This is a genomic window from Agrobacterium sp. ICMP 6402 (assembly GCF_009498615.1).
Classification (GTDB): Bacteria; Pseudomonadota; Alphaproteobacteria; order Rhizobiales; family Rhizobiaceae; genus Agrobacterium; species Agrobacterium burrii.
Genome location: NZ_QSNV01000002.1, coordinates 278,096 through 299,269, shown reverse-complemented (window position 1 = coordinate 299,269; position 21,174 = coordinate 278,096). Strand labels below are relative to the sequence as shown.

The following is a 21,174-nucleotide window of genomic DNA, read 5'->3' as shown; positions in this document are numbered from 1 at the left end:
TCAACTTGCACAAGCGATCAATGTGGCTGCGGCTCCATGCCGCCTTCGGCCTCGCCGTCGCCCTTGGCTTCGCCATCACCCTTCACTTCACTGGGACCGTCTTTCTTGGCGCCGGCTTTCGGCACCGCCGAACCACGGCTGCCAGGAGAATCGTCACCCAGATCCCGGGCGGGCTTTTCGCCCCTCAGCAATGCCTTGATCTCCTCACCCGTCAGGGTCTCATATTCGAGAAGACCCTCGGCAATCGCAACGAAGCCGTCGTGATTGTCCGTAAGAATGCGCCTTGCCTCGGTGTAAGCCTCTTCGATCAGACGGCGAACTTCGGTGTCGATCGTCTGGGCCGTCGCCTCGGAGACGTTCTTCGACTGCGAAACGGAATGGCCGAGGAACACTTCCTGCTGGTTTTCACCATAGGCCACCTGCCCGAGAGCATCCGAGAAGCCCCATTGCGTCACCATGGCGCGGGCAAGCTTGGTGGCCTGCTCGATATCCGAAGACGCGCCCGACGTGATGTTTTCCTTGCCGAAGGTCAGTTCCTCGGCAACACGGCCACCCATCATGATGACGAGGCGCGACACCATCCACTTGTAGCTCATGGAATAGCGGTCGCCTTCCGGCAACTGCATGACCATGCCGAGCGCACGACCACGGGGGATGATCGTTGCCTTGTGCAACGGATCGGCCACGGCAACCTTCAGCGCAGTAATCGCATGGCCTGCCTCATGATAGGCGGTCAGCTTCTTTTCGGCCTCGGTCATGGCGGAGGAGCGGCGTTCCGCACCCATCATGATCTTGTCCTTGGCGTCTTCGAACTCCTGCATGGTAACCACACGCTTGTTGCGGCGGGCGGCCATGAGGGCGGCTTCGTTGACGAGGTTCATCAGGTCAGCGCCTGAGAAACCTGGCGTACCACGGGCCAGAACTTTGAGATCGACATTCGGAGCCAGCGGCACGTTGCGGACATGCACCTTGAGGATGCGTTCGCGGCCGACAATATCCGGGTTCGGCACAACGACCTGACGGTCGAAACGGCCGGGACGCAGAAGTGCGGGGTCAAGAACATCAGGACGGTTGGTGGCGGCGATGAGGATGATGCCTTCATTCGCCTCAAAACCGTCCATCTCGACCAGCAGCTGGTTCAGCGTCTGTTCGCGTTCATCGTTACCGCCGCCGAGACCGGCGCCACGATGGCGGCCGACAGCGTCGATTTCGTCGATGAAGATGATGCAGGGTGCGTTCTTCTTGGCCTGTTCGAACATGTCACGGACGCGGCTTGCGCCGACGCCGACGAACATTTCCACGAAGTCCGAACCGGAAATCGTGAAGAACGGCACATTGGCCTCACCGGCAACCGAACGCGCCAGAAGCGTCTTACCCGTACCGGGCGGACCGACAAGCAGCACGCCTCGCGGAATCTTACCGCCGAGGCGCTGGAACTTCTGCGGATCGCGCAGGAATTCGACGATTTCCTCAAGGTCCTGCTTGGCTTCGTCCACACCGGCGACATCGTCAAACGTTACGCGGCCATGGGCTTCTGTCAGGAGCTTGGCCTTGGACTTGCCAAAGCCCATAGCCCCACGCGAGCCGCCCTGCATCTGCCGCATGAAGAACAGCCAGACGCCGAGAATGAGGAACATCGGCAAAAGCGTGCCGAGATAGCTCAGGAAGCCGGAGGAACCGTCGCTTTCGGGACGAGCCACAATGGTGACGTTCTTGCTCTGCAAGCGCTCCATCAGACTGTCATCGATCACGGGGGAATAGGTCTGAAAGGCCGTGCCGTTTTCGGTATAGGTTCCAAGAACCCGGTTACCGGTGACGGTCACGTCGCGAACTCGCCCGGAATCCACATCGCGAATAAACTGGGAATACGGAATTTCCCGCGAACCCGTTTGCGTCGGCGACGTCTGGAACATGCTGAACAACGCGATCAGCAGGAGGGCGATCACGGCCCACAAGGCGAAATTTCTGAAATTTGGGTTCATCGAACTCCCCGAACTCACACGGACATGTCTGCTGCCCGCTATTATGTGCCCCTAACATAAGGACGACATTTGCCGTTGCCAAGGCGAACGGCGTTATCTGATGCGTTTTGGTGTAAAAAGTATTCCATGGCAATTCACGAAAAAGAGGCGGGATTTAAACCGGGGGCTGTGGATATGCGGCGCGACCGAATAAAACAGCGATTGCATTCGCCAACTCAAGGTCGAAACGCGGCAGGAAAAGATCAAACGGTGCAAGCCTTGGCGTAATCTCGACGCCCCCCGCAAGGGAGGTCGCCCCGGCAACGGCTGCGGCGATTTGCGGCAGGCCCGCCATCGCCGATTTTGCCACCCCGGGCGGCACCGAGGAAAAAGGGGTGGCCGCTTCCGCAGCATCACCCACTCTGCCTGCCGCAACGCAGATTGGAAATGTAGATCCGTTCTTCACAAAAAAACGATCATCCCACAGCCCCTGCTCGGAAACCTCGAGACAAAGCTCCGGCAAGTTTCGCTGCTCGCGGAAAATATAAAGCCCATCCCGCCGACGATCGAGCAGGACGCGGCCGACCGTCATCCGACCGTTTTCACCGGTTTTGAGAAATTGTAGAACCCGCCCCATGCTGCTCCCGGCCGGAAAATAGGCCCTCCCGCCAAGCGTGGCGATGAGCGCCGCCAGCCCGTGCCGGAATTCAGGATGATCGGCCAGTTTGTTGTCCATCGGCAATCTGGCGACCGCGGCACGAAAGACTTGCGCGTGCCCACGCAGGAAATCGGCGCTTTTTTCAGAAAGCGCCTGCCTTTTGGCGGCGGCCTCCACATCAGGCGGCACCTGAGAATCAGGAAGCGCTTGCCGAACGCGCACGCGCTCATATTTTGTATTCTCGTTGCTCGGATCATCAAACCAGCCCCGCGAGCGGGATGATACGAAATCGCGGATCGCCTGTCTCTCACACGAGAGAAATGGCCGCATGATCCAGTGACACCCATCGTATAAAACAGCATCTGCCATGCCCGAAAGGCCGAGATTGTCTGCACCGCCGCTTCGGGCGGCTCGCATCGCCACGGTTTCCCGCTGGTCGCCAATCGTATGCCCCGTCACGACGAGATCGACGCCGCCCTCCTGGGCGACCTCGGCAATCAGGCGATAGCGGGCAAGGCGGGATGCTTCGGAGATACCGGAGGCCGGCTTGTTGCCATCCCATCGGCGTGTGGCATGAGGGATGCCCAGCTCGGCGCAAAGCGCGGCAACCTTGCGGGCTTCGTCGGCGGACTCCGCTCTCAACGCATGGTCGACCGTGACGGCGGAAAGTCGCAATCCCTCACGACCCACCTCCATTGTTGCTTCATGCAATGCCAGCAACAGGCCGGTGGAATCGCTGCCGCCAGAGATTGCGACGAGGATATGGGCGGGTTTGCGCAGATTTTCGACGAACAACCTTGCCGCCGCAAGCGGCGGAACTGCCTTTTCGCTCAGAATGCGGGCATCAATCGGCATGGAAAGACCGCCATCATGGCAGGAGAAAAATCAGCAGCTCAGTCGCTTCTGTTCGCTCGCAACCTTGTTCAGCACGGTCTTCGACGCACTGGGGTAACGCTTAGGCACCTCACGCAACGTGGCGCAGGCGGTTTCGGTATTGTCGAGAGCTGCAAGCGACATGCCGAGCTTCATCAGCATTTCCGGGGCTTTCGGAGATTTGCCATAGGTCTGATGGCCGTTGAGGAAGGTTTTCGCCGCCTCGTTGAACTTGCCCTGTGAATATTGCGCCTCGCCCAGCCAGAAGCTCGCATCCGCGGCCTTGGTGCCTTTGGGGTAACCCTGCAGGTACTGCTGGAAACCCTGCTCCGCCAGCCTGTAATCGCCGGAAAGAACATGGCCATAAGCGGCCTGATAGATATCGCTTTCGCTGGTCAGCGCTGCCGTATTGACCGGATCGGTCGTCTTGCGCGGCGTATTGCCGGTCGTCACACCGGGAAGGTTGCCGGAAGAATTGTTGGCACCCTGATTGAGCGTACCACCGACAGGCATTCCCTTGGAGTCAAGCTCAATGGAACCGAGCGTGGTCTCCCCCGGTGCATTTGTCGGGGCAGACGGAGAAACGGAAGCGCCACCCTGGGGTGGCGTTTCGATGATCGTTGCAACGTCGTCGGTCGGCGGCGTGGCCGGACTTACCGGACTGGCCTCCGCCTTCTTTTTCGGCGCCGTCGGGCTCGCGCTTTTGCCGCCGGCATTCCCGCTTTCCAGTTCCTGGAAGCGGAATTCGTTGTCTTCCTGCGCCTTGCGGATCGTTTCCTGCATCTGCAGAAGCTGGAAGCTCATTTCTTCGATACGGCCGTTGAGCTGCCGGATCTGTTCTTCAAGCTGTTGAACCTTATAGGCTTCATTGGCCTGAACCCGCACAATCGGAGCTTGCTGAGAGTTGATCGTGCCGAAGCTACCCCCCGCACCGAACAGCGGACCCGAAACGGCGATGCCGCTCAGACCGGTGCAGGCTGCAAGCCCCAGCATTCCCGCCACGACAAGTTTCTTCATCTCATTCGTCCTGCCTTAACTGATTTGCACCGGAATGATGCAAGCCGGATTTTTTCCATATCAACCAAAAAAGCAACTTAACTTCGGCCAAACTATGAAAAAAACGAAAGGCGGCCCGAAGACCGCCTTCCATTCGAGATCACAATAACGTCAGGCAATCACATGCCCGCGCCACCGAGAACCGTCACGGCGCGGCGGTTCTGCGACCAGCAGGAAATGTCGTCGCAAACTGCGACCGGCTTTTCCTTGCCGTAGGAGATCGTCTTCATGCGGTTAGCCGGAACGCCCTGGGAAGCCAGGAAGTCACGGGTCGAAGCGGCACGACGGGCGCCGAGCGCCAGGTTGTATTCGCGCGTACCGCGTTCGTCGGCGTGGCCTTCGACCGTGATCGCGTAGTTGGGGTAACGGGCAAGCCACTGTGCCTGGCGCTGCAGGGTCTGCTGCGCGTCGGCGCGGATCGAGGTCGAGTCCGTGTCAAAGAAGATGCGGTCGCCGACATTGACCGTGAAGTCCTGCTGGGAGCCCGGCGTTGCGGAACCCGCGCCACCGAGACCGAGTTCACCGGCGTTGTTCGGCATGTTCTTCTTCGCGCAGCCTGCGAGAGCAAGCGCGAGAGTCATGGCGATAACAGCCGGGTTACGGGCCAGTTTCTGCATCGGGCTGAGTGCCGAAATGTTTGTACGGCTCATCGCCGGTCTCTCCTTGGAAATTTCAATAACGTTGCCAGACACTAACTGATCGCGGTTAATAGCCGGCAAACACTTATGGTTAACAGAAAGGAAACGTCCCACTTTTTTGCTCCCTCACAACACTTTGCGGCAAGAACGAGGCATTTTCCCGTGTGGCATGCGTAAAACATGACGGCGCCGGAGTTGCCGGCGCCGTCATGGCAGTCAATATCAGTCCAGAAGCGGCGACCATGCCGGGTCTGAAGCAAAGGTCGGCGTCTTGATGAGCTGTTCATTGTAGCCCGTCAGATCGATCGAATAGAGCTGCGGGCCGCCGGCACCGGCATTCTGGCGGAAGAACATCAGCACGCGGCCGTTCGGCGCCCAGGTGGGGCCTTCATTGTGGAAACCGCTGGTCAGAATGCGCTCACCCGAACCGTCGGTCTTCATCACACCGATCGAGAACTTGCCGCCCGACTGCTTGGTGAAGGCGATCAGATCGCCGCGCGGCGACCATACCGGGGTGGAATAAGAACCGTCGCCGAAAGAAAGGCGCTGCTGGCCGGAACCATCCGCATTCATCACGTAAATCTGCTGACGACCGCCACGGTCGCTTTCAAAGGCGACGCGCTGGCCGTCTGGCGAGAATGACGGAGCCGTATCGATCGCCGACGTGTTCGTCAGGCGGGTCGTGGTGCGCGAGCGCAGATCCATGGTGTAGATATTGGCGTTGCCATCCTGCTGCAGGCTCATGATGACCTTTTGGCCATCGGGGGAGAAGCGCGGCGAGAACGTCATGCCCGGGAAATTGCCGACCACTTCGCGCTGTCCGGTTTCCAGCTGCAGCAGGTAAACCCGCGGCTGCTGGCCTTCGAAGGACATGTAGGTCACTTCCTGGCGGTTCGGCGAAAAACGCGGCGTCAGAACGATGTCGTTCGAATTGGTGAGGTTGCGGACGTTGAAACCGTCCTGATCCATGATCGACAGCTGGCGCTTACGGGCCGTCTTCGGGCCGCTTTCGGAGACGAAAACGACGCGGGTGTCGAAGTAACCCTTTTCGCCGGTAATGCTCTCATAGATCGCATCCGCGATGATATGCGCGACACGCCGCCAGTTTTCCGGCTGGGTGAAGAATTGCTGGCCCGCGATCTGCTTGCCCTCGAACGAATCCCAGAGACGGAATTCGGCACGCAGACGACCATCGCTTTCACGCGTTACGCGGCCAGTCACAAGCGCCTGTGCATTGATGACCTTCCAGTCCTCGAAACGCGGCTGCTGATCCGGATTGGTGATCTTTTCGATAAAGGCGCTCTTGTTGACCGGTGTGAACAGGCCCGAGCGCTGCAAGTCGGCCGCGATCACCGCGGAAACCTGCGCACCGATGCCATCTCCGGATATGAAATCGGTAATGGCGATGGGCAAGGGCTCGACGTTACCCTTGTTGATGTTGATTTCCACCCGCGCAAAAGCCGGTGCGGAGAAAACCGACATGAGGGCCGCAACAGCGAGCACCAGCCGGATCGGCGAAAATATCTTCATGTTGCCAGGCCTTTCAGCATTCATAGCAATTCACTGGGATCGAAGTTCACAACGACTTCGTTCCATGCGTCATATTTGTCGGCAGGAAGGTTCGTGAACGGAGCAGAACGCATGATGGCGCGATAAGCTCCGCCGGAAAGAGCACGGCGCGTTCCTTCGGAACCACCCGTCGCCTCAATCTCGGGCCGACCGATGATGGTTCCATCACGATCGAGCTTCATGGTGACCCGAACGCGAACGTCCGAGGCATCCGCCATGCCGGGAATGATCTGCCAGTTCTTCTGGATCGCACCACGCAGCGCATCCATTTCCGTCTGGCTGAGCGTCGAACCGCCCGTCGTCTTTTTCCCGCCAAGCGACGCCGTCTGTGTCGACCGCTTCGCTCCGCCACCGGAAGGCGCCTGCTTGTTCAACAGGGCGGCAACGTCGTCGGCGTTGAAATCACTTTCCTTGGACGAGGCGGATTTCGCAGTTTCCTGCTTCTTCTCGCCCGGCTTCTTGTCGGAAGGCTTGTCGGTGGACTTTGCCTGATCGGGCTTGGTCTCGGCCGGCTTTTCAGCCGGTTTCTGCTCGGCAGGCTTGGTTTCTGCCTGCTTCGGCTCTTCCGGCTTTGGCGGTTCGGGGCGGGAATTCGGGCGCGGCACGTTCTGCGGCACGGGAATCTCGGCCGGCTCCTGAGTGGCCGGCGGCGGTTCTTCCGCCTTGGTTTCCTGCGGCGGCGGTTCCGTCTTCGGCTGCGGCGTAATTTCCGGCTTGGTCTGCGGCAAGGCGGCCATTTCCTGCGGCTTCGGAGCCGAGGTTTCTTCCTTGACGATTTCCTTTACTTCATTCGCCTTGGTATCGACGACCGGCTGCGGCTTTTCCTGCTTGGGCGGAGCAGCGGCGGCCATATTGTCATTCGGCTTGGTCGTCGGCGTCGGCGGCGCTTCGATATCGGCCGTGTTATTGCCGATATTCTGGGCGTTTTCGATGATGTCAGGACGTGTAGTCGGAACAGGAGCCGATTTTTCAGCTTTCGGCGCGTTCTTGTCGCCCTGCTGGATCTGCGTCAATTCCTCGATGGGCACCAGTTCCACCGGCAAGGCCTCGGCCTGCGACACGTCAAGGGGCTCCGGCGAACCCAGGGAAACCAGGGCGAAAGCCAGAAGCGACGCATGCACGATCGCGGATGTGGTGATGCTGCCCTTCATCGTTTTACGTCAATTGTCCTGTTTCTGCTGGGTCACAAGGCCGATATTCTTAAAGCCCGCCGCCTGGATACGCGCCATCACATCGGCGACGACGCCGTATGCAGCTACGGAATCCGCGCGCACGAAGATACGTTCGTTATACCCTGTCGTGGCGATTGCCTGCAGCTTGTCGGCCACCTCGGCCGCCTGAATTTCGGTCTCCTGCAAATGGATCTGGCCATTGGCATTGACGGAAATCGTGATCGGCTGCGTGTCCGAATTCAGCGCATTGGCGGATGTCTGCGGCAGATCGATCGGCACGCCGACCGTCATCATCGGTGCCGCCACCATGAAGATGATGAGCAGCACGAGCATGACGTCGACCAGCGGCGTCACGTTGATCTCGCTGATCGCGCCGCCTTTGCGCCGTCCGCCGCGCCCACCCCGGCGTCCACCGGAACCGCCGCCGCTGCCACCTGCTGACATACCCATACTATTTACTCCATTTTGCCTTGCGGCAAATTACTGCACGGCATGCAAGTTGCGCGGCCGCTTACTGGGCGGCCTGCCGTGTCTGAAGTTTTTCATCGATCTGGCGCGACAGGATCGCGGAGAACTCGTCGGCGAAACCTTCCATGCGGGCGGAAAGCTTATGCGCATCGGCCGTGAACTTATTATAGGCGATAACCGCGGGAATAGCCGCGACAAGGCCGATGGCCGTTGCCAGAAGCGCTTCGGCGATACCGGGCGCCACGACCGCAAGGTTGGTCGACTTCGAACCGGCAATCGCCTGGAACGAGGTCATGATACCCACAACCGTACCGAAGAGGCCGATGAAGGGGCCTGCCGAACCGATGGTGGCCAGCGAACCGAGCCGGGCCTCGTATTGTTCGCCTTCACGCGCAATCGTCACATCCATTGCCCGGTCGATGCGCATCTGCAGACCGATGGGCGAACGCGCGCCGCGTTCGAATGATTTTTTCCATTCCCGCATGGCGGAAACGAAAATTGCCGCAAGACCGCCATTCTGGCGTTCCGCCAGTGTGCGATAAAGCTCCTCAAGCGACTGGCCCGACCAGAACACCTGTTCGAACTGGTCGAACTGGCGCTTTGCCTTGCCGAAGCTCACATATTTGTCGAAGACGATCGCCCACGTCCAGACCGAGGCGGCGATCAGTCCGATCATCACGAGCTTCACGATGAGGCCCGCCTGCATAAACAGTGCCCAGAGACTTACATCGTGCGTCGCCGCTGCCAAACCTGCCTGTTCCATAAATATCCAATCCCCGAATCCAAACGCCCGGTACGGGACCGGGCGATTCAAACGCGTGTTAACGCTCGAAGTCATGCGGCCGCAGCCGTCAACCCCTTTGCCATACCCCGATACTTGCCAGTAAGCCTTACTTGCCAATAAATTTGGTGAAAGGAAGGCGTGCGCCGCACAAATGCCAGTTGCTAAAGTAAGACACCATTATGGTTAAAGGAGTGTTACAACCGCGCCACGCTGCATGGATTTACTGGACCGGCCCCTCAATTACTTCAGGAATTTTTCCGCCACCGTCTCCGGAAGACGCCTTGGCCGGCCATTGGCATTGATGACGGCGATGATGACCTTGGCCGCAACAAGCAATGTTTCGCCACGCCGGATTTCCTGATTGAGCACCATTTTCGCGCCACCGGCCTTTTCAGTCACGGTGGTGATCGTCAGCACATCATCCATACGCGCCGGGGTCTTGAAATCGATTTCCATGCGGTGAACGACGAAGACAAGGCCCTCTTCGTCAGCGGTCAAAAGAGCGCTCTGCTCGCAGCCGAGACAACGCAGATAATCGGTGCGTCCGCGCTCGAGGAAATGCAGATAACGCGCGTGATAAACGAGACCGGAGAAATCCGTGTCCTCATAATAGACCCGCTGCGTCAGGCGGTGCCCATGTTCGATGAGTTCGCCGGAAAGCGAAACCACAAGCTCGCTCATAATGTCTCCTTGAGAATTTCGGCTGCACGAGCCCGACCTTCGCGGATGATAAGATGCTCGTGCAACGGAGGCAGCGCCTCGATCCGTTCTGCGATAAACCGGGGTCGGAGATCATTTTGCAGCAAGGCGGCGGGCTTGGCGGCAAGCCAGCGGAACTCCACTTCGACGCCATCCAGCACCCGATGCACGATGTCGCTCCCGTGGAACGGCAAAGGCTGAGGAAGCGAAATCAGATAATAAAATCCCAGCTCATGCGCTGCGTAATCACCATAGGTGAAAAAATTTTCGACGGACCACAAAAGACGCTCGACTGAACAGTCCCGCTCAAGTTCCTCGCCGATTTCGCGGATGATGGTTTCTTGGGAGCTTTCGCCGATTTCCGCCCGTCCGCCCGGCAAGGCCCAATAGCTGTCGCCAGCACCGCGCTGAACGAGAACATGATCATTCTGGAAAATCAGTGCCGCCACGCGCATGCTGAAAAGCTGCGGCTTCCGGTCTAGCCGGATCATGTGGCGTTCAGAGGCAGAAGTCATTTGTCATCCAGATCGCCGTCATGCCAGACGAGATGTCTCGTGGTCTGCGGCAGGTGCTCGATTTCGTCGGCGATGAAATAGGGCGGAATGTCGAGTTCCGTCAATGCCTCACGGGTTGCCGCGACCCAGCGGAATTCCAGTTCATTGTCGCCATCCTGAACGCGGTGAATAATGTCGGTCGGATGAAAGGCCAGTGTCTCCGGCAGGTCCATCAGGTAATAAAAACCGAGTTCGTGCCAGTCCCTGCCTTCATAATGGAAGAAATTCTCAACCGCCCAGAGAAGCCGCCCGACCTTGGCCTCGACGCCTAGCTCTTCAACCATTTCGCGCGCAAGCGTTTCGTCAGAACGCTCGCCCATCTCGGCACGACCACCCGGAAAGGTCCAGAATTTTTCGTGCGATGCGCGATGCACCAGCACATGGCCATCGCGAAACGCAAGTCCCGCAACGCGCATCTGGAAGATGCGCTTCGGTTTGAACTTCATGCGGATGCGGGTGTCTTGGCTTTTGCTGTCATGCGTCATTATCTGGACCTGCCGGCTGGAAACATCAAATCGGTTTCCGTCCATCCTAACGCATCCATTTCGTCTTTTCTTGCCTTCGCATCGTCTCCCACAATGAATTCGTCGAGCTGAGGCGGTTTGATCCCGGTGCCGGACAACATCGCATGCGCCTGTCCACGATGATGCGTCTGGTGCTGAAAAAGATGAGAGAGGACATCATCGCACCGATCCTGCTGGATGCGTGCGCCACGATGGATATTAACGGAGGTGGCGAGGCCGTCTTCATCTAAACCATCGACAAATGCGATCAGCGTTTCATCAAGCTCCGCCTGGGCAATGCGCAGTTCCGCCACCGTGGCGAAGGGCTCCACTTGCGCAAAGGCGGCCGGACCGAGCGTCCCGCCTTGCAGGGCATCGATATAAAAGCGGTCTACGATGTAGATGTGGTTCAGCGTTGCCCTCAGCGTCGGGAAGAAACTGACACGGTGTGCGATCAACGCTTCCTGCGAAAGTCCGAAGCAAGCCTGATGAAGCCGGAAATTGGCCAGCCGGTTGTTACGTGCGAGTTTGCAGAAAACCCGCAGCGGATCGTAAGCCATCAGCGTCCCTCCCTTGTCGCCGATTGACGGCGTCCTTCAATCGGCCCGCTCAAGCTCCGATCGGCTTTTCAGAACCTTTGCGCCGTCTTCCTGCTCGATCAAAAAAGCGGGCTCGTCCTTGCTGGCCTTCCGCTTGATCCTGGAGCCGGCGATTACGCGCTCGATGTCATCAGTGAAGGTCTCGACAATCTTACCTTCGCCTGTCCCACGGCCCCAGTTCCAGCGAACTGTCGTTCCTATGCGAAATGCCGACATAATCATCTCCTTACCAAAGACGATCAAATGCCGGCATGCCGGGCTTGTTCCCTCAATCGTCTTCCAGCGTCAGCCGGAACTGCGCGGCCTCGATATCCTTCGGCGGCTGCATGCCGAGATGTTTCCAGGCGGTTGCAGTCAGAATGCGCCCGCGCGGTGTGCGCTGGATGAAACCCTGCTGGATCATATAGGGCTCGATGATGTCCTCGATGGCATCGCGCGGCTCAGAAAGGCCAGCTGCGATAGTTTCGATGCCGACCGGGCCGCCGCCGAAATTGACGGCGATCATGGTCAGATACCGCATGTCCAGTTGGTCGAGGCCCATATTGTCGACCAGCAACCGCGTCAAAGCCTCGTCGGCAATCTCGCGTGTAACAGCTTCTGCCCGCGCCACCTCGGCGAAATCGCGCACGCGGCGCAAAAGCCGACCGGCAATGCGCGGCGTACCCCGCGCGCGCCTTGCGATCTCCCGCGCACCGCCATCGGTCATATTCAGCCCCATCAGCCGCGCACCACGCCGGACGATCAGTTCCAGCTCATCGACCGTGTAGAAGGCCAACCGGACAGGAATGCCGAAACGGTCGCGCAGCGGTGTCGTCAGCAGGCCAAGGCGGGTAGTGGCGGCAACAAGGGTGAATTTGGAAAGGTCGATCTTCACCGAGCGCGCCGCCGGCCCCTCGCCGATGATGAGGTCGAGCTGGAAATCCTCCATGGCGGGGTAGAGGATTTCTTCCACCGCTGGGTTGAGGCGGTGAATTTCGTCGATGAAGAGGACATCGCGCTCCTCGAGATTGGTGAGAAGTGCGGCAAGATCACCCGCCTTGGCAATGACCGGCCCTGACGTGGATTTGAAGTTGACGCCGAGCTCCTTGGCCATGATCTGCGCCAGCGTCGTCTTGCCGAGACCGGGAGGGCCGACGAACAGCACGTGATCCAGCGCCTCGCCCCGGTTCTTGGCGGCCTCGATAAACACCTTGAGATTGGCGCGGGCCTCTGCCTGGCCGGTAAAATCGTCCAGCGACTGCGGGCGTAGCGTGGTGTCGATATCCTCACCGCGCTTTTCCGGGGTAATCAGTCTCTCCGCATCGCTCATTCAGGGCATTCCATTGTTATAGCCGAATTCATTAGGTAACCGTCGCCGCTATATCATGAGTATCGCAACAAGGCGCTTCACGAAATTCAGGATAGGCCTGCGCTCCACGCCCGCCTGCCAAGCCATTCTTACCGCGAAAGTTCCTTCAGCCCCAGCCGGATCAGCTTGGCGCTATCGCCGCCCTCCCCGCCATTCTTCAGCGCGGCGGCAACCGCATTGGCGGCCTGGTCACGCGAATAGCCGAGATTGGTGAGCGCGGAGACCGCATCGGCAACCGGCGCGGAGGCGACGCCTTCCCCAAGTTCCTGCTTGAGCCCGATGGACGCCGCAGCATCCCCGGCGAAAGCGGGCGCCTTGTTGCGAAGTTCCGTCACGAGACGAACCGCCACTTTCGGCCCCACGCCGGGCGCACGCGAAATCATCACCTTGTCCTGAAGCGCGATCGCATTGGCGAGTTCGGAGGGCGACAGGGTGGACAAGACGGCCAGCGCCACTTTCGAGCCAACCCCCTGCACGCTCTGCAGCAGGTTGAACCACTCCCGCTCCAGTGCGGAGAGAAAGCCGAACAGCTTCAACTGGTCCTCGCGCACGTAGGTTTCGATGAACAGCACCACCGCCTCTCCGGCGGAACCGATTTTCGACAGTGTGCGCGCCGAACAATAGGCGACGTAACAGACGCCGTGCACGTCCACCAGCACATAATCCGCGCCGATTTCCTCAATGCTGCCCTTCAGTTTTCCGATCATGATGCCGCCCGCTCAATGAGACCTTATATTCAACCGGCCGCCAGAAGCCGCCGCATCCTGTCACCGCCGCGATTATGGGCGTGGCAGATGGCGATGGCGAGCGCGTCCGCCGCATCGTTACCCTTGAATTCGGCCTTCGGCATCAGGATTTTCAGCATCATGTGAATTTGCTGCTTTTCACCATGCCCGACGCCAATGACGGCTTTCTTGACCGCATTCGGCGCATATTCGAAGACCGGCAATCCCGCCCGTGCCGGCACCAGCATGGCAATGCCACGCGCCTGGCCAAGTTTTAGCGTAGCCACGGCATCCTTGTTCACGAAAGTCTGCTCCACCGCGGCCTCATCGGGCTGGTGACTGTGCACGATATCCGCCAGCCCGTCATGCAGCTGGCAGAGGCGGGAGGCGAGATCCATATCGCCATCCGAGGTTACCGTGCCGGAAGCGACGAACCGCAGGCTGTTGCCGAGGGTGTCGATCACACCCCAGCCGGTGCGCCGCAGTCCGGGATCGATGCCGATGATTCGAATCGTCTTTTGCATGAGTTACCTTATCTTTCCGGTGGTGACCCTGCCAGCGATAAGTGAACAAAACGACAACATTGATCAAATTTGCAATGCAGCATTTACCTCTGCTTAAACCACGTACCGCATTGTTCCCCCACAAAACCAACAAAAGGGGAGCTGCGGACATGATGATCCGCAGCACAATATGTTCGCCATATCAGCCGTCCGATGGCGCCATTCATGCATGGCGTGGGAACTGATCCGGCATTGGGGGCTGCTTCGGCCATGCTGAATCGTTTTCATTCCATATCCACCAAAGTGCTGGTGATTTTCCTGGCGCTGATGGCGATCTCCACCGGGGCTCTGACGCTGCTCGGTTATCAAAGCAGCAGTGGCGTTCTCGCAGAACAGGCGTCGAGATCCATGGAGAGCATTCTCGTCTTCCGTGGCGACATGCTTCAGGAACGCCTTGAACAGCTGAAGACGCAGGCGGACTCCATCGCCAAGATCGAAGCACTGCAAATGGCTGTTGTTTCCATGCGCAGCGGCTGGGCGACCGTACAGAAGAATTCCGGTGACGCAAAAGCGGAACTGCAGCGTGTTTTCGTCAGGGAAAATCCCTTTGGTGAAAAGGAAAAGCTGATCAAGCCGGAAAGCCCAAGCGGCTTTTATTATTCGACCCATGAAAAGACCCAGACGGATATCGGCGGATATCTGCAGGGAACGCCGTTCAGCGACATCCTCTTCATCGATCCAGCCGGCACGGTCTATTACTCTTATCTGAAGGGAGCGGCCTTTGCGGAAACCGTGACCGGCGGCGTCTGGGCGGAAAGCGGCCTCGGCGCGGCATTTGCACGCGGCACCGCGAATGCCGAAAAAGCCGTCAACGACATGGCACAAACCAGTTTCTCCGGCTTGCGGATCGACACAGCAACAAAAGAGGCCGGTATTTATTTCGGCGTTCCGGTCGTCAAGTTCGGTGCCTTCAAGGGCATCGTCCTCTTCCGCGTCAAGGAAGACGTGTTCAGCCAGATACTCGCAAAGGGCATCGCGGCCGGCAGCTCCGAACAATCGGCAATCATCTCGGCCGATGGCAAGGTTTTGGGCGAGCAGGGCGAAAAGCTCATCGGTCTCGACCCGGCAATCTACGGTTTCCATGGACAGGCGCTGAACGCCACCGGCATGACGATTGCCAAAATCGACCGCCCGGATGGTGAGGCCAATGCCTATGCCCGTCCCTTCTCCTTTGCAGGTGAAAAATATCTCGCCGTCGAAAGCATGTTGCGCAGCGAGTTGAACGCGGGTTCCATCTCGATTGCCGGCACACTTGCCGTGATCGGCCTTTGCGTTCTGGCCGCCATGTGCGCGGCGACGGCCTTTTTTGCGCGCCGCCTGTTCGCCCCGCTGGAAAAGCTCGCCGGGCTGACCGGCGAGGTGGCGGCAGGTCGTCTTGATGCGGAAATTGGCAATCAGGACCGGAAGGATGAGATCGGCCGCATGGCGCGGGCGCTCGGCAGTTTCCGTGAAAAGCTAATTCTGCAGCGGGAGATGGAAGAGACCGCAGCGCGCACGCAGGAGGAAGCCGAAGCAGCCCGCCGTGCACATCTTGAGCAGCGCGAGGCCGAGGCCGGTGCACTGCAGATGGTCGTGCAGTCTCTGGACGAAGGTCTGGACCGGCTGGCCAATGGCAATCTTGCCTATCGTATCGACACCGTATTCCCCGAGGATCTCGAAAGCCTGCGCCACAACTTCAATACGGCGCTTGCCCGGCTGAGCGAAACCATGCAGGCCATCGGCGGCAATTCCACAGCCGTTCGTGGCGGCTCCGAAGAAATGCGAGTGGGCGCCGACCAGCTGGCGGAGCGCACCGAGCGGCAGGCAGCCTCCATTACCGAGACGGCAAGCGCCATCAAGGCCATCACAGAGGCCGTCCGCGACCAGATCGAACGTGCCGAACAGGCAACGCGGATCGCCCATGACGCCAGCACGGAAGCGACGGCATCCAGCCGCGTGATGGAGCAGACCATCGCCGCCATGGAGGCGATCCAGACCTCATCGCGCCAGATCAACCAGATCATCGGCGTCATCGATGAAATTGCCTTCCAGACCAACCTTCTCGCATTGAATGCGGGTGTGGAAGCCGCCCGCGCTGGCGACGCCGGCAGGGGTTTTGCCGTCGTGGCGCAGGAAGTCCGCGAACTGGCACAGCGTTCAGCCGCCGCCGCCAAGGAAATCTCCAGCCTGCTGAAACGCTCCACCGACGAGGTTTCCGCAGGTGTTGTGTTAGTCGAAAAGGCGGGCGCGTCACTCACCGGCATCGGCAAGCATGTACAGACCATCAGTTCCCGCATCGAGGAGATAATGGAATCGACCCGCGAGGAAGCGCAAACGCTTGCGGAAATCAATGGCACCGTCACCAGCCTCGACACCATGACCCAGCAAAATGCCGCCATGGTGGAGGAAACGACGGCCGCCATTCATAACCTCGCTTCCGAAGCGGGCGAGATGGACGGCAGGCTCGGACAATTCGTGCTGGCCACTGACGGGCAGGCGGCGGGACACGGCAAAACCCGTCAATTCCGGCGGGCCGGCTGAGTAAGGGGCCTCTTCGGAGGCCCCAATTTTTTTGAACCATCCATCAATTCTATGCGACTTCTATGGTAAATCGGGACACGCGCCTTACATCCGCAGCAAAGATTTGAATTTACGCAGGAGCGTCGGATGATCCCCTTTTCCATTCTCGACCTTTCGCCCATCGGCGAAGGCGAGAGCGTCAGTGAGGCGCTTGAAAATTCCCGCCGCATGGCAATCAAGGCCGAAGACCACGGCTATAACCGCGTCTGGCTGGCGGAACATCACGGCATGCCGGGTATTGCCAGTGCTGCGACATCGCTCGTCATCGCCCATGTGGGGGCAGCCACGAAACATATCCGTGTCGGCTCCGGCGGCATCATGCTGCCCAACCACTCACCTCTCGTCATTGCCGAGCAGTTCGGCACGCTAGCGGCGCTGCTGCCCGGCCGGGTCGATCTTGGTCTCGGCCGTGCACCCGGAACCGATATGCGCACGGCACGCGCGTTGCGTCGCAACCTCGATGCCGGTGCGGAAAACTTCCCGCAGGACATCATCGAACTGCAGCGTTACCTCGGCCCGCCGCAGCAGGATCAGGCGATCCTCGCCGTGCCGGGCATGAATTCCAACGTGCCACTGTGGCTGCTTGGCTCCAGCACCTACAGCGCGCATCTCGCCGCGGCACTTGGCCTGCCCTATTCCTTCGCCTCACATTTTGCCCCTGACATGCTGATGGAAGCGATCCATATCTATCGCGAGCGCTTCCAGCCTTCAGAGGTGCTGGACAAGCCCTATGTGATGGTGGGTGTGATGGGTGTCGGCGCTGAGACGGACGAGGAAGCGCAACATCTCTTCACCTCGTCGCAACAGCAATTCGTCAATCTGCGCCGCAACGTGCGCACCCCTTTCCCGAAGCCGGTGCACAGCATGGATGATTACTGGAATGAAATGGAGCGTTTCTCGGTGGAGCACACTTTGCGTTTCGCCGCAGTTGGCTCGCCGGAAACGATCGAGCGCCATCTCGGTGGTTTCCTTGCCGAAACGCAGGCAGACGAACTGATCGTATCGATGCCGATCCATGACATCGAAAAACGGCTGCGTTCCGTGGAAATTTTCGCCGATGTGCGAAGTTCCATCAGGAAGGCCGCCTAAACAAAAAGCCCCGGAGCGAAAACGCTGCCGGGGCTTTTTTTTAAATCTGAAACGTCAGGCGGAAAGCTTGGCGAGAATTTCTTCGGAAACCTCGAAGTTGGAATAGACGCTCTGCACGTCGTCATCATCTTCGAGATTGTCGATGAGCTTCATCAGCGACTGCGCTTTTTCCTCATCCACTGGCACCGTGTTCTGCGGCTTCCAGATGGCCTTGACGCTTTCGGCTTCGCCAAGCACGCCTTCCAGCGCTTTGGAAACCTCGTTCATCGCTTCGAAACCGCAGATGATGGTGTGGCCGTCTTCGGAAGATTCGACATCGTCAGCACCCGCTTCGATGGCCGCTTCCATAACCTTGTCGGCATCCCCAACTTCCGCCTTGTAGGTGATTTCGCCAACGCGGTCGAAGGAGAAGGACACCGAGCCGGTTTCGCCGAGTGCGCCGCCAGCCTTGGTGAAGATGGAGCGTACGTTGGAGGCGGTGCGGTTGCGGTTGTCGGTCAGGGCCTCAACAACGACGGCAACGCCACCCGGGCCGTAACCCTCGTAACGGACTTCATCGTAGTTTTCGCTGTCTGCACCGGAAGCCTTCTTGATGGCGCGCTCGATATTGTCCTTCGGCATGGACTGGGCCTTGGCGTTCTGGATTGCCAGACGCAGGCGTGCGTTCATGTTCGGGTCGGGCATGCCCGTTTTTGCCGCAACGGTGATTTCACGCGCAAGCTTGGAAAACATTTTGGACCGAACGGAGTCCTGTTTGCCCTTGCGGTGCATGATGTTCTTGAACTGTGAATGACCAGCCATGGAAAACCTGATTGCCTAAATTTGGAGATTGCGGGCCTTATAAGTGCGATACGCCTGTCGTTCAACCCCGCAGGCACTTTCTCTTCCGTGAACAATAGAAGGAACTGATTTATCCGCTCCTCGTTTTGATCATGAACGCAGCAGATGAGGAGATGGTTTTCTCCCCGTCGCAGCATCAGACCGGAAGGAGAAAACATATGGTCAGCCTGACTGAAGCACGAGAAGCCCCGGCCCGTCAGCTCTGGGACGAAATCAATTCCGTCCATGCCGGCATGCTCGGTCTCGAGGGCCTGCACAACCACATGCAGCCCATGGCGCCTCATGCTGACCCAAAGACCAACACCATCTGGTTTTTCTCCAAAAAAGACACCGATCTTGTGAAATCGCTGAAGTCCGGCTCACGCGCGCATTTCTGCGTCATCGGCAAGGATCATGATTATCACGCCTGCCTTTCCGGAGTTCTGGAGACGCGTGACGACAGGTCGAAGATCGACGAGTACTGGAACTCTGTCACCGCCGCCTGGTTCGAGCATGGCAAGACCGATCCGCAGCTGACGATGCTGGCGCTTCATGTCGATGATGCTGATATCTGGGCCTCGACCGACAGCACGCTGAAATTCGGCTGGGAAATCGCCAAGGCCAACATGTCGGATGACAAGACACCGGATGTCGGCGTCCGCCAACATCTTTCCTTCGCCTAGTTCCGCCCCCGATTTATCGGCTCCCCCCCGGCCTTCCTCGCCCGTCGCCAGACTACATGCCCTTGGGCACCAATATCTGCGGTTGGCGGGGAAGGTTTCTCATCGAAACCCGGATTACCGGATCGGTGGCATAGGCAATCTGGAAACTTTCGCCGAACATGGTCAGAAATTGCTCGAGCGGCGCCCCGGTACGGTGCATCGGCAGGATGAGCGCTGAGCGCAGACGCTTCACGACCCGGCTCATGCTGTCGGCTCCCATGGTCAGACCGCCATCCACCGGCACCATCAGCACATCCAGACGTCCAATCTCAGCGTAATGCGTATCCGTCAATTCATGATGCAGGTGGCCGAGATGGCCGATACAAAGTCCTGCAACTTCGAAGATGAAGATGGAATTGCCGTTTTCCTGGAAGGATTCGTAGTCACCCCAGCGGTTGCGGATATCGGTCGCGACGTTGCGGATATAGACATCTCCCACCAGAACCTTGTGCTCGGCCTTTTCTCCCGGCGTATCACTCCAGCCATGCAGCACGTGTTGAATGGCCGGATCCGGATTCAGGGTGAAATGGGTCGAATGCGCCCGGTTCATCGTCACCACCGTCGGCGTGACGGGCGGGCGGTAGACGCCGTTATAGTCGGTGGCAATCGTCACACCGCCGGGGCTTTCGATGAGATAGGTGGAATGGCCGATGAAGCTGATCTTCACCTCTTCCCTAGCCGTTGCCTGAGCAAGCTGAACGCCAGGTGGATTGAAACTGGCGAACATCACACCGGGAATATTGCGGGCAATCGCCTGGCACTGGCTGACGGGCGGGCGGCTTTCCGTCTGGGCGAAGGCCGCTCCCGCGCAGGTGAGCAATCCCGTTATTGCAAGCATTAGCACGCGCAGCATCATGCCACTCTCCTGAACTTGCGAAGGCTCGGAGGATGGGACAGGTTTTGCCGGGCGTCCAGTTGCAAGAGTGGCGGGAACGCTCACAATCTCGTCATTGTGAGCATCGCTAAAGGAAGGTCAGGCCCAGAAAGACGGTAGGGTTTCGGCAAGCCGCGGTCCGATGCGCAGCGGCGCAATCTTTTCAGCGAGGCCAGTACGGTCGGAAATCTCGACGCCGACGCCGCAGATCGTCGCAGGCCCGCTTGCCGCCTCAAAACGCCCCTTCGGCATCTTGGAGATGAAGCGGTTGATCGGCTCTTCTTTCTCCATGCCGAGTGAGCTGTCATAATCACCGCACATGCCGGCATCCGACATATAGGCGGTGCCGCCATTGAGGATTTGCGCATCCGCCGTCGGAACATGCGTATGGGTGCCGACGACGAAGCTCGCACGGCCATCGACGAAATGGCCGAAACACTGCTTTTCGCTGGTCGCCTCAGCATGGAAGTCGAAAATGATGGCGTCGGCCTGCTCTTTCAGCGGGCAGGCGGCAAGAATAGTCTCGGCCGACTTGAAGGGATCATCAAGCTCGGGATGCATGAACACCCGCCCCATGATGTTAGCGACGAGGATACGTGCGCCGTTGCGGGCGTAAAAAATGCCAGAGCCCTTGCCCGGCGTACCGTCAGGATAATTGGCGGGCCGCAGGAACTGGTCATGGCGCTCGCAGAAGGAAACCGCTTCTTTCTGGTCCCAGACATGGTTGCCCGTCGTCACCACATCGGCGCCGGCATTAATGGTCTCGAGATAAATATCCTCGGTAATGCCGAAACCGCCGGCGGCGTTTTCACCGTTGACGATGACGAAATCGAGCTTCAGATCGGAAATCAGCCCCGGCAACCTGTCCCAGACCGCCGTGCGTCCGGTCTTGCCCACCATATCTCCGAGAAAAAGAAGTCTCATTCACCGCCTCGTTTTGC

The 21,174-nt window shown here is 59.0% G+C and carries 22 protein-coding genes; 3 read left to right on the top strand and 19 right to left on the bottom strand.

The features are described 5' to 3' along the window. Positions 1–17: 17 nt before the first annotated feature. The 16 genes from ftsH to ruvC form a co-directional block, all read right to left on the bottom strand. The gene (gene ftsH, locus DXT96_RS09550; RefSeq protein ID WP_149899490.1) at positions 18–1,982 is read right to left on the bottom strand and encodes an ATP-dependent zinc metalloprotease FtsH; all 1,965 of its coding nucleotides are present in this window, start codon (positions 1,980–1,982) and stop codon (positions 18–20) included. Between the two features lie 154 nt (positions 1,983–2,136). Further along, positions 2,137–3,474, bottom strand: a complete 1,338-nt coding sequence (gene tilS / locus DXT96_RS09545) for a tRNA lysidine(34) synthetase TilS (RefSeq protein ID WP_153514435.1) — start codon at positions 3,472–3,474, stop codon at positions 2,137–2,139. A gap of 30 nt (positions 3,475–3,504) precedes the next feature. Then, entirely contained in the window at positions 3,505–4,509 is a 1,005-nt protein-coding gene (gene ybgF / locus DXT96_RS09540) for a tol-pal system protein YbgF (protein ID WP_153514434.1), read from the bottom strand. 158 nt (positions 4,510–4,667) lie between these two features. Further along, a complete protein-coding gene (gene pal, locus DXT96_RS09535) occupies positions 4,668–5,198 on the bottom strand; it encodes a peptidoglycan-associated lipoprotein Pal (protein ID WP_153514433.1) in 531 nt (176 codons plus the stop codon). A gap of 210 nt (positions 5,199–5,408) precedes the next feature. Beyond that, positions 5,409–6,716: a Tol-Pal system beta propeller repeat protein TolB gene (gene tolB, locus DXT96_RS09530; RefSeq protein WP_149899493.1), complete on the bottom strand. Its 1,308-nt coding sequence runs from the start codon at positions 6,714–6,716 to the stop codon at positions 5,409–5,411. A gap of 20 nt (positions 6,717–6,736) precedes the next feature. Next, positions 6,737–7,906, bottom strand: a complete 1,170-nt coding sequence (locus DXT96_RS09525) for a cell envelope integrity protein TolA (protein WP_153514432.1) — start codon at positions 7,904–7,906, stop codon at positions 6,737–6,739. A 9-nt stretch (positions 7,907–7,915) separates the two neighbouring features. Beyond that, complete coding sequence (tolR, locus tag DXT96_RS09520) at positions 7,916–8,377, bottom strand: protein TolR (RefSeq protein ID WP_003506238.1); 462 nt, start codon at positions 8,375–8,377, stop codon at positions 7,916–7,918. 61 nt (positions 8,378–8,438) lie between these two features. Continuing rightward, positions 8,439–9,158 (bottom strand): protein TolQ, encoded by a 720-nt coding sequence (tolQ, locus tag DXT96_RS09515; RefSeq protein WP_003497570.1) that lies wholly within the window; start codon positions 9,156–9,158, stop codon positions 8,439–8,441. Between the two features lie 261 nt (positions 9,159–9,419). Then, positions 9,420–9,860, bottom strand: coding sequence for a tol-pal system-associated acyl-CoA thioesterase (ybgC, locus tag DXT96_RS09510; RefSeq protein WP_045019133.1), 441 nt, complete (start codon positions 9,858–9,860; stop codon positions 9,420–9,422). After that, complete coding sequence (locus DXT96_RS09505; RefSeq protein ID WP_153514431.1) at positions 9,857–10,393, bottom strand: NUDIX hydrolase; 537 nt, start codon at positions 10,391–10,393, stop codon at positions 9,857–9,859. Before DXT96_RS09505 ends, ybgC begins: the two co-directional genes overlap by 4 nt. Next, complete coding sequence (locus tag DXT96_RS09500) at positions 10,390–10,917, bottom strand: NUDIX hydrolase (protein WP_153514430.1); 528 nt, start codon at positions 10,915–10,917, stop codon at positions 10,390–10,392. Before DXT96_RS09500 ends, DXT96_RS09505 begins: the two co-directional genes overlap by 4 nt. Beyond that, positions 10,917–11,495 (bottom strand): DinB family protein, encoded by a 579-nt coding sequence (locus DXT96_RS09495; protein WP_153514429.1) that lies wholly within the window; start codon positions 11,493–11,495, stop codon positions 10,917–10,919. Before DXT96_RS09495 ends, DXT96_RS09500 begins: the two co-directional genes overlap by 1 nt. A 36-nt stretch (positions 11,496–11,531) precedes the next feature. Next, the gene (locus tag DXT96_RS09490; protein ID WP_153514428.1) at positions 11,532–11,750 is read right to left on the bottom strand and encodes a DUF2945 domain-containing protein; all 219 of its coding nucleotides are present in this window, start codon (positions 11,748–11,750) and stop codon (positions 11,532–11,534) included. A 52-nt stretch (positions 11,751–11,802) separates the two neighbouring features. Further along, complete coding sequence (gene ruvB / locus DXT96_RS09485) at positions 11,803–12,843, bottom strand: Holliday junction branch migration DNA helicase RuvB (RefSeq protein WP_153514427.1); 1,041 nt, start codon at positions 12,841–12,843, stop codon at positions 11,803–11,805. Positions 12,844–12,971: 128 nt separating this feature from the next. Further along, entirely contained in the window at positions 12,972–13,589 is a 618-nt protein-coding gene (gene ruvA, locus DXT96_RS09480) for a Holliday junction branch migration protein RuvA (RefSeq protein WP_153514426.1), read from the bottom strand. Between the two features lie 29 nt (positions 13,590–13,618). Further along, positions 13,619–14,131 (bottom strand): crossover junction endodeoxyribonuclease RuvC, encoded by a 513-nt coding sequence (gene ruvC, locus DXT96_RS09475; protein WP_003523217.1) that lies wholly within the window; start codon positions 14,129–14,131, stop codon positions 13,619–13,621. 249 nt (positions 14,132–14,380) lie between these two features. Between ruvC and DXT96_RS09470 the strand changes: the two genes are divergently transcribed. Continuing rightward, the gene (locus DXT96_RS09470; RefSeq protein ID WP_153514425.1) at positions 14,381–16,690 is read left to right on the top strand and encodes a methyl-accepting chemotaxis protein; all 2,310 of its coding nucleotides are present in this window, start codon (positions 14,381–14,383) and stop codon (positions 16,688–16,690) included. A 126-nt stretch (positions 16,691–16,816) separates the two neighbouring features. Further along, a complete protein-coding gene (locus tag DXT96_RS09465) occupies positions 16,817–17,818 on the top strand; it encodes an LLM class flavin-dependent oxidoreductase (protein ID WP_153514424.1) in 1,002 nt (333 codons plus the stop codon). Positions 17,819–17,872: 54 nt separating this feature from the next. On the opposite strand, the gene DXT96_RS09460 is transcribed toward DXT96_RS09465, so the two are convergent. Next, the gene (locus tag DXT96_RS09460; protein WP_149899502.1) at positions 17,873–18,619 is read right to left on the bottom strand and encodes a YebC/PmpR family DNA-binding transcriptional regulator; all 747 of its coding nucleotides are present in this window, start codon (positions 18,617–18,619) and stop codon (positions 17,873–17,875) included. 197 nt (positions 18,620–18,816) lie between these two features. Between DXT96_RS09460 and DXT96_RS09455 the strand changes: the two genes are divergently transcribed. After that, entirely contained in the window at positions 18,817–19,320 is a 504-nt protein-coding gene (locus DXT96_RS09455) for a pyridoxamine 5'-phosphate oxidase family protein (protein ID WP_149899503.1), read from the top strand. Between the two features lie 52 nt (positions 19,321–19,372). Here DXT96_RS09455 and DXT96_RS09450 read toward each other — a convergent pair whose 3' ends face one another. Both DXT96_RS09450 and DXT96_RS09445 read right to left on the bottom strand, forming a co-directional pair. After that, complete coding sequence (locus DXT96_RS09450; protein ID WP_153514423.1) at positions 19,373–20,215, bottom strand: MBL fold metallo-hydrolase; 843 nt, start codon at positions 20,213–20,215, stop codon at positions 19,373–19,375. Positions 20,216–20,332: 117 nt separating this feature from the next. Then, positions 20,333–21,157 (bottom strand): TIGR00282 family metallophosphoesterase, encoded by an 825-nt coding sequence (locus DXT96_RS09445; protein ID WP_149899505.1) that lies wholly within the window; start codon positions 21,155–21,157, stop codon positions 20,333–20,335. Positions 21,158–21,174: the final 17 nt, after the last annotated feature.

Excerpts from the sequence above, each read along its gene's own strand:
- DXT96_RS09525 (WP_153514432.1), bottom strand. The coding sequence starts at position 7,906 with ATGAAGGGCAGCATCACCACATCCGCGATCGTGCATGCGTCGCTTCTG.
- ybgF (WP_153514434.1), bottom strand. The coding sequence starts at position 4,509 with ATGAAGAAACTTGTCGTGGCGGGAATGCTGGGGCTTGCAGCCTGCACC.
- ybgC (WP_045019133.1), bottom strand. The coding sequence starts at position 9,860 with ATGAGCGAGCTTGTGGTTTCGCTTTCCGGCGAACTCATCGAACATGGG.
- DXT96_RS09455 (WP_149899503.1), top strand. The coding sequence starts at position 18,817 with ATGGTCAGCCTGACTGAAGCACGAGAAGCCCCGGCCCGTCAGCTCTGG.
- tolB (WP_149899493.1), bottom strand. The coding sequence starts at position 6,716 with ATGAAGATATTTTCGCCGATCCGGCTGGTGCTCGCTGTTGCGGCCCTC.
- DXT96_RS09460 (WP_149899502.1), bottom strand. The coding sequence starts at position 18,619 with ATGGCTGGTCATTCACAGTTCAAGAACATCATGCACCGCAAGGGCAAA.
- ftsH (WP_149899490.1), bottom strand. The coding sequence starts at position 1,982 with ATGAACCCAAATTTCAGAAATTTCGCCTTGTGGGCCGTGATCGCCCTC.
- ruvC (WP_003523217.1), bottom strand. The coding sequence starts at position 14,131 with ATGCAAAAGACGATTCGAATCATCGGCATCGATCCCGGACTGCGGCGC.
- tolR (WP_003506238.1), bottom strand. The coding sequence starts at position 8,377 with ATGGGTATGTCAGCAGGTGGCAGCGGCGGCGGTTCCGGTGGACGCCGG.
- DXT96_RS09505 (WP_153514431.1), bottom strand. The coding sequence starts at position 10,393 with ATGACTTCTGCCTCTGAACGCCACATGATCCGGCTAGACCGGAAGCCG.
- pal (WP_153514433.1), bottom strand. The coding sequence starts at position 5,198 with ATGAGCCGTACAAACATTTCGGCACTCAGCCCGATGCAGAAACTGGCC.
- DXT96_RS09450 (WP_153514423.1), bottom strand. The coding sequence starts at position 20,215 with ATGATGCTGCGCGTGCTAATGCTTGCAATAACGGGATTGCTCACCTGC.
- tolQ (WP_003497570.1), bottom strand. The coding sequence starts at position 9,158 with ATGGAACAGGCAGGTTTGGCAGCGGCGACGCACGATGTAAGTCTCTGG.
- DXT96_RS09500 (WP_153514430.1), bottom strand. The coding sequence starts at position 10,917 with ATGACGCATGACAGCAAAAGCCAAGACACCCGCATCCGCATGAAGTTC.
- DXT96_RS09490 (WP_153514428.1), bottom strand. The coding sequence starts at position 11,750 with ATGTCGGCATTTCGCATAGGAACGACAGTTCGCTGGAACTGGGGCCGT.
- DXT96_RS09495 (WP_153514429.1), bottom strand. The coding sequence starts at position 11,495 with ATGGCTTACGATCCGCTGCGGGTTTTCTGCAAACTCGCACGTAACAAC.
- DXT96_RS09465 (WP_153514424.1), top strand. The coding sequence starts at position 16,817 with ATGATCCCCTTTTCCATTCTCGACCTTTCGCCCATCGGCGAAGGCGAG.
- ruvB (WP_153514427.1), bottom strand. The coding sequence starts at position 12,843 with ATGAGCGATGCGGAGAGACTGATTACCCCGGAAAAGCGCGGTGAGGAT.
- DXT96_RS09470 (WP_153514425.1), top strand. The coding sequence starts at position 14,381 with ATGCTGAATCGTTTTCATTCCATATCCACCAAAGTGCTGGTGATTTTC.
- tilS (WP_153514435.1), bottom strand. The coding sequence starts at position 3,474 with ATGCCGATTGATGCCCGCATTCTGAGCGAAAAGGCAGTTCCGCCGCTT.
- DXT96_RS09445 (WP_149899505.1), bottom strand. The coding sequence starts at position 21,157 with ATGAGACTTCTTTTTCTCGGAGATATGGTGGGCAAGACCGGACGCACG.
- ruvA (WP_153514426.1), bottom strand. The coding sequence starts at position 13,589 with ATGATCGGAAAACTGAAGGGCAGCATTGAGGAAATCGGCGCGGATTAT.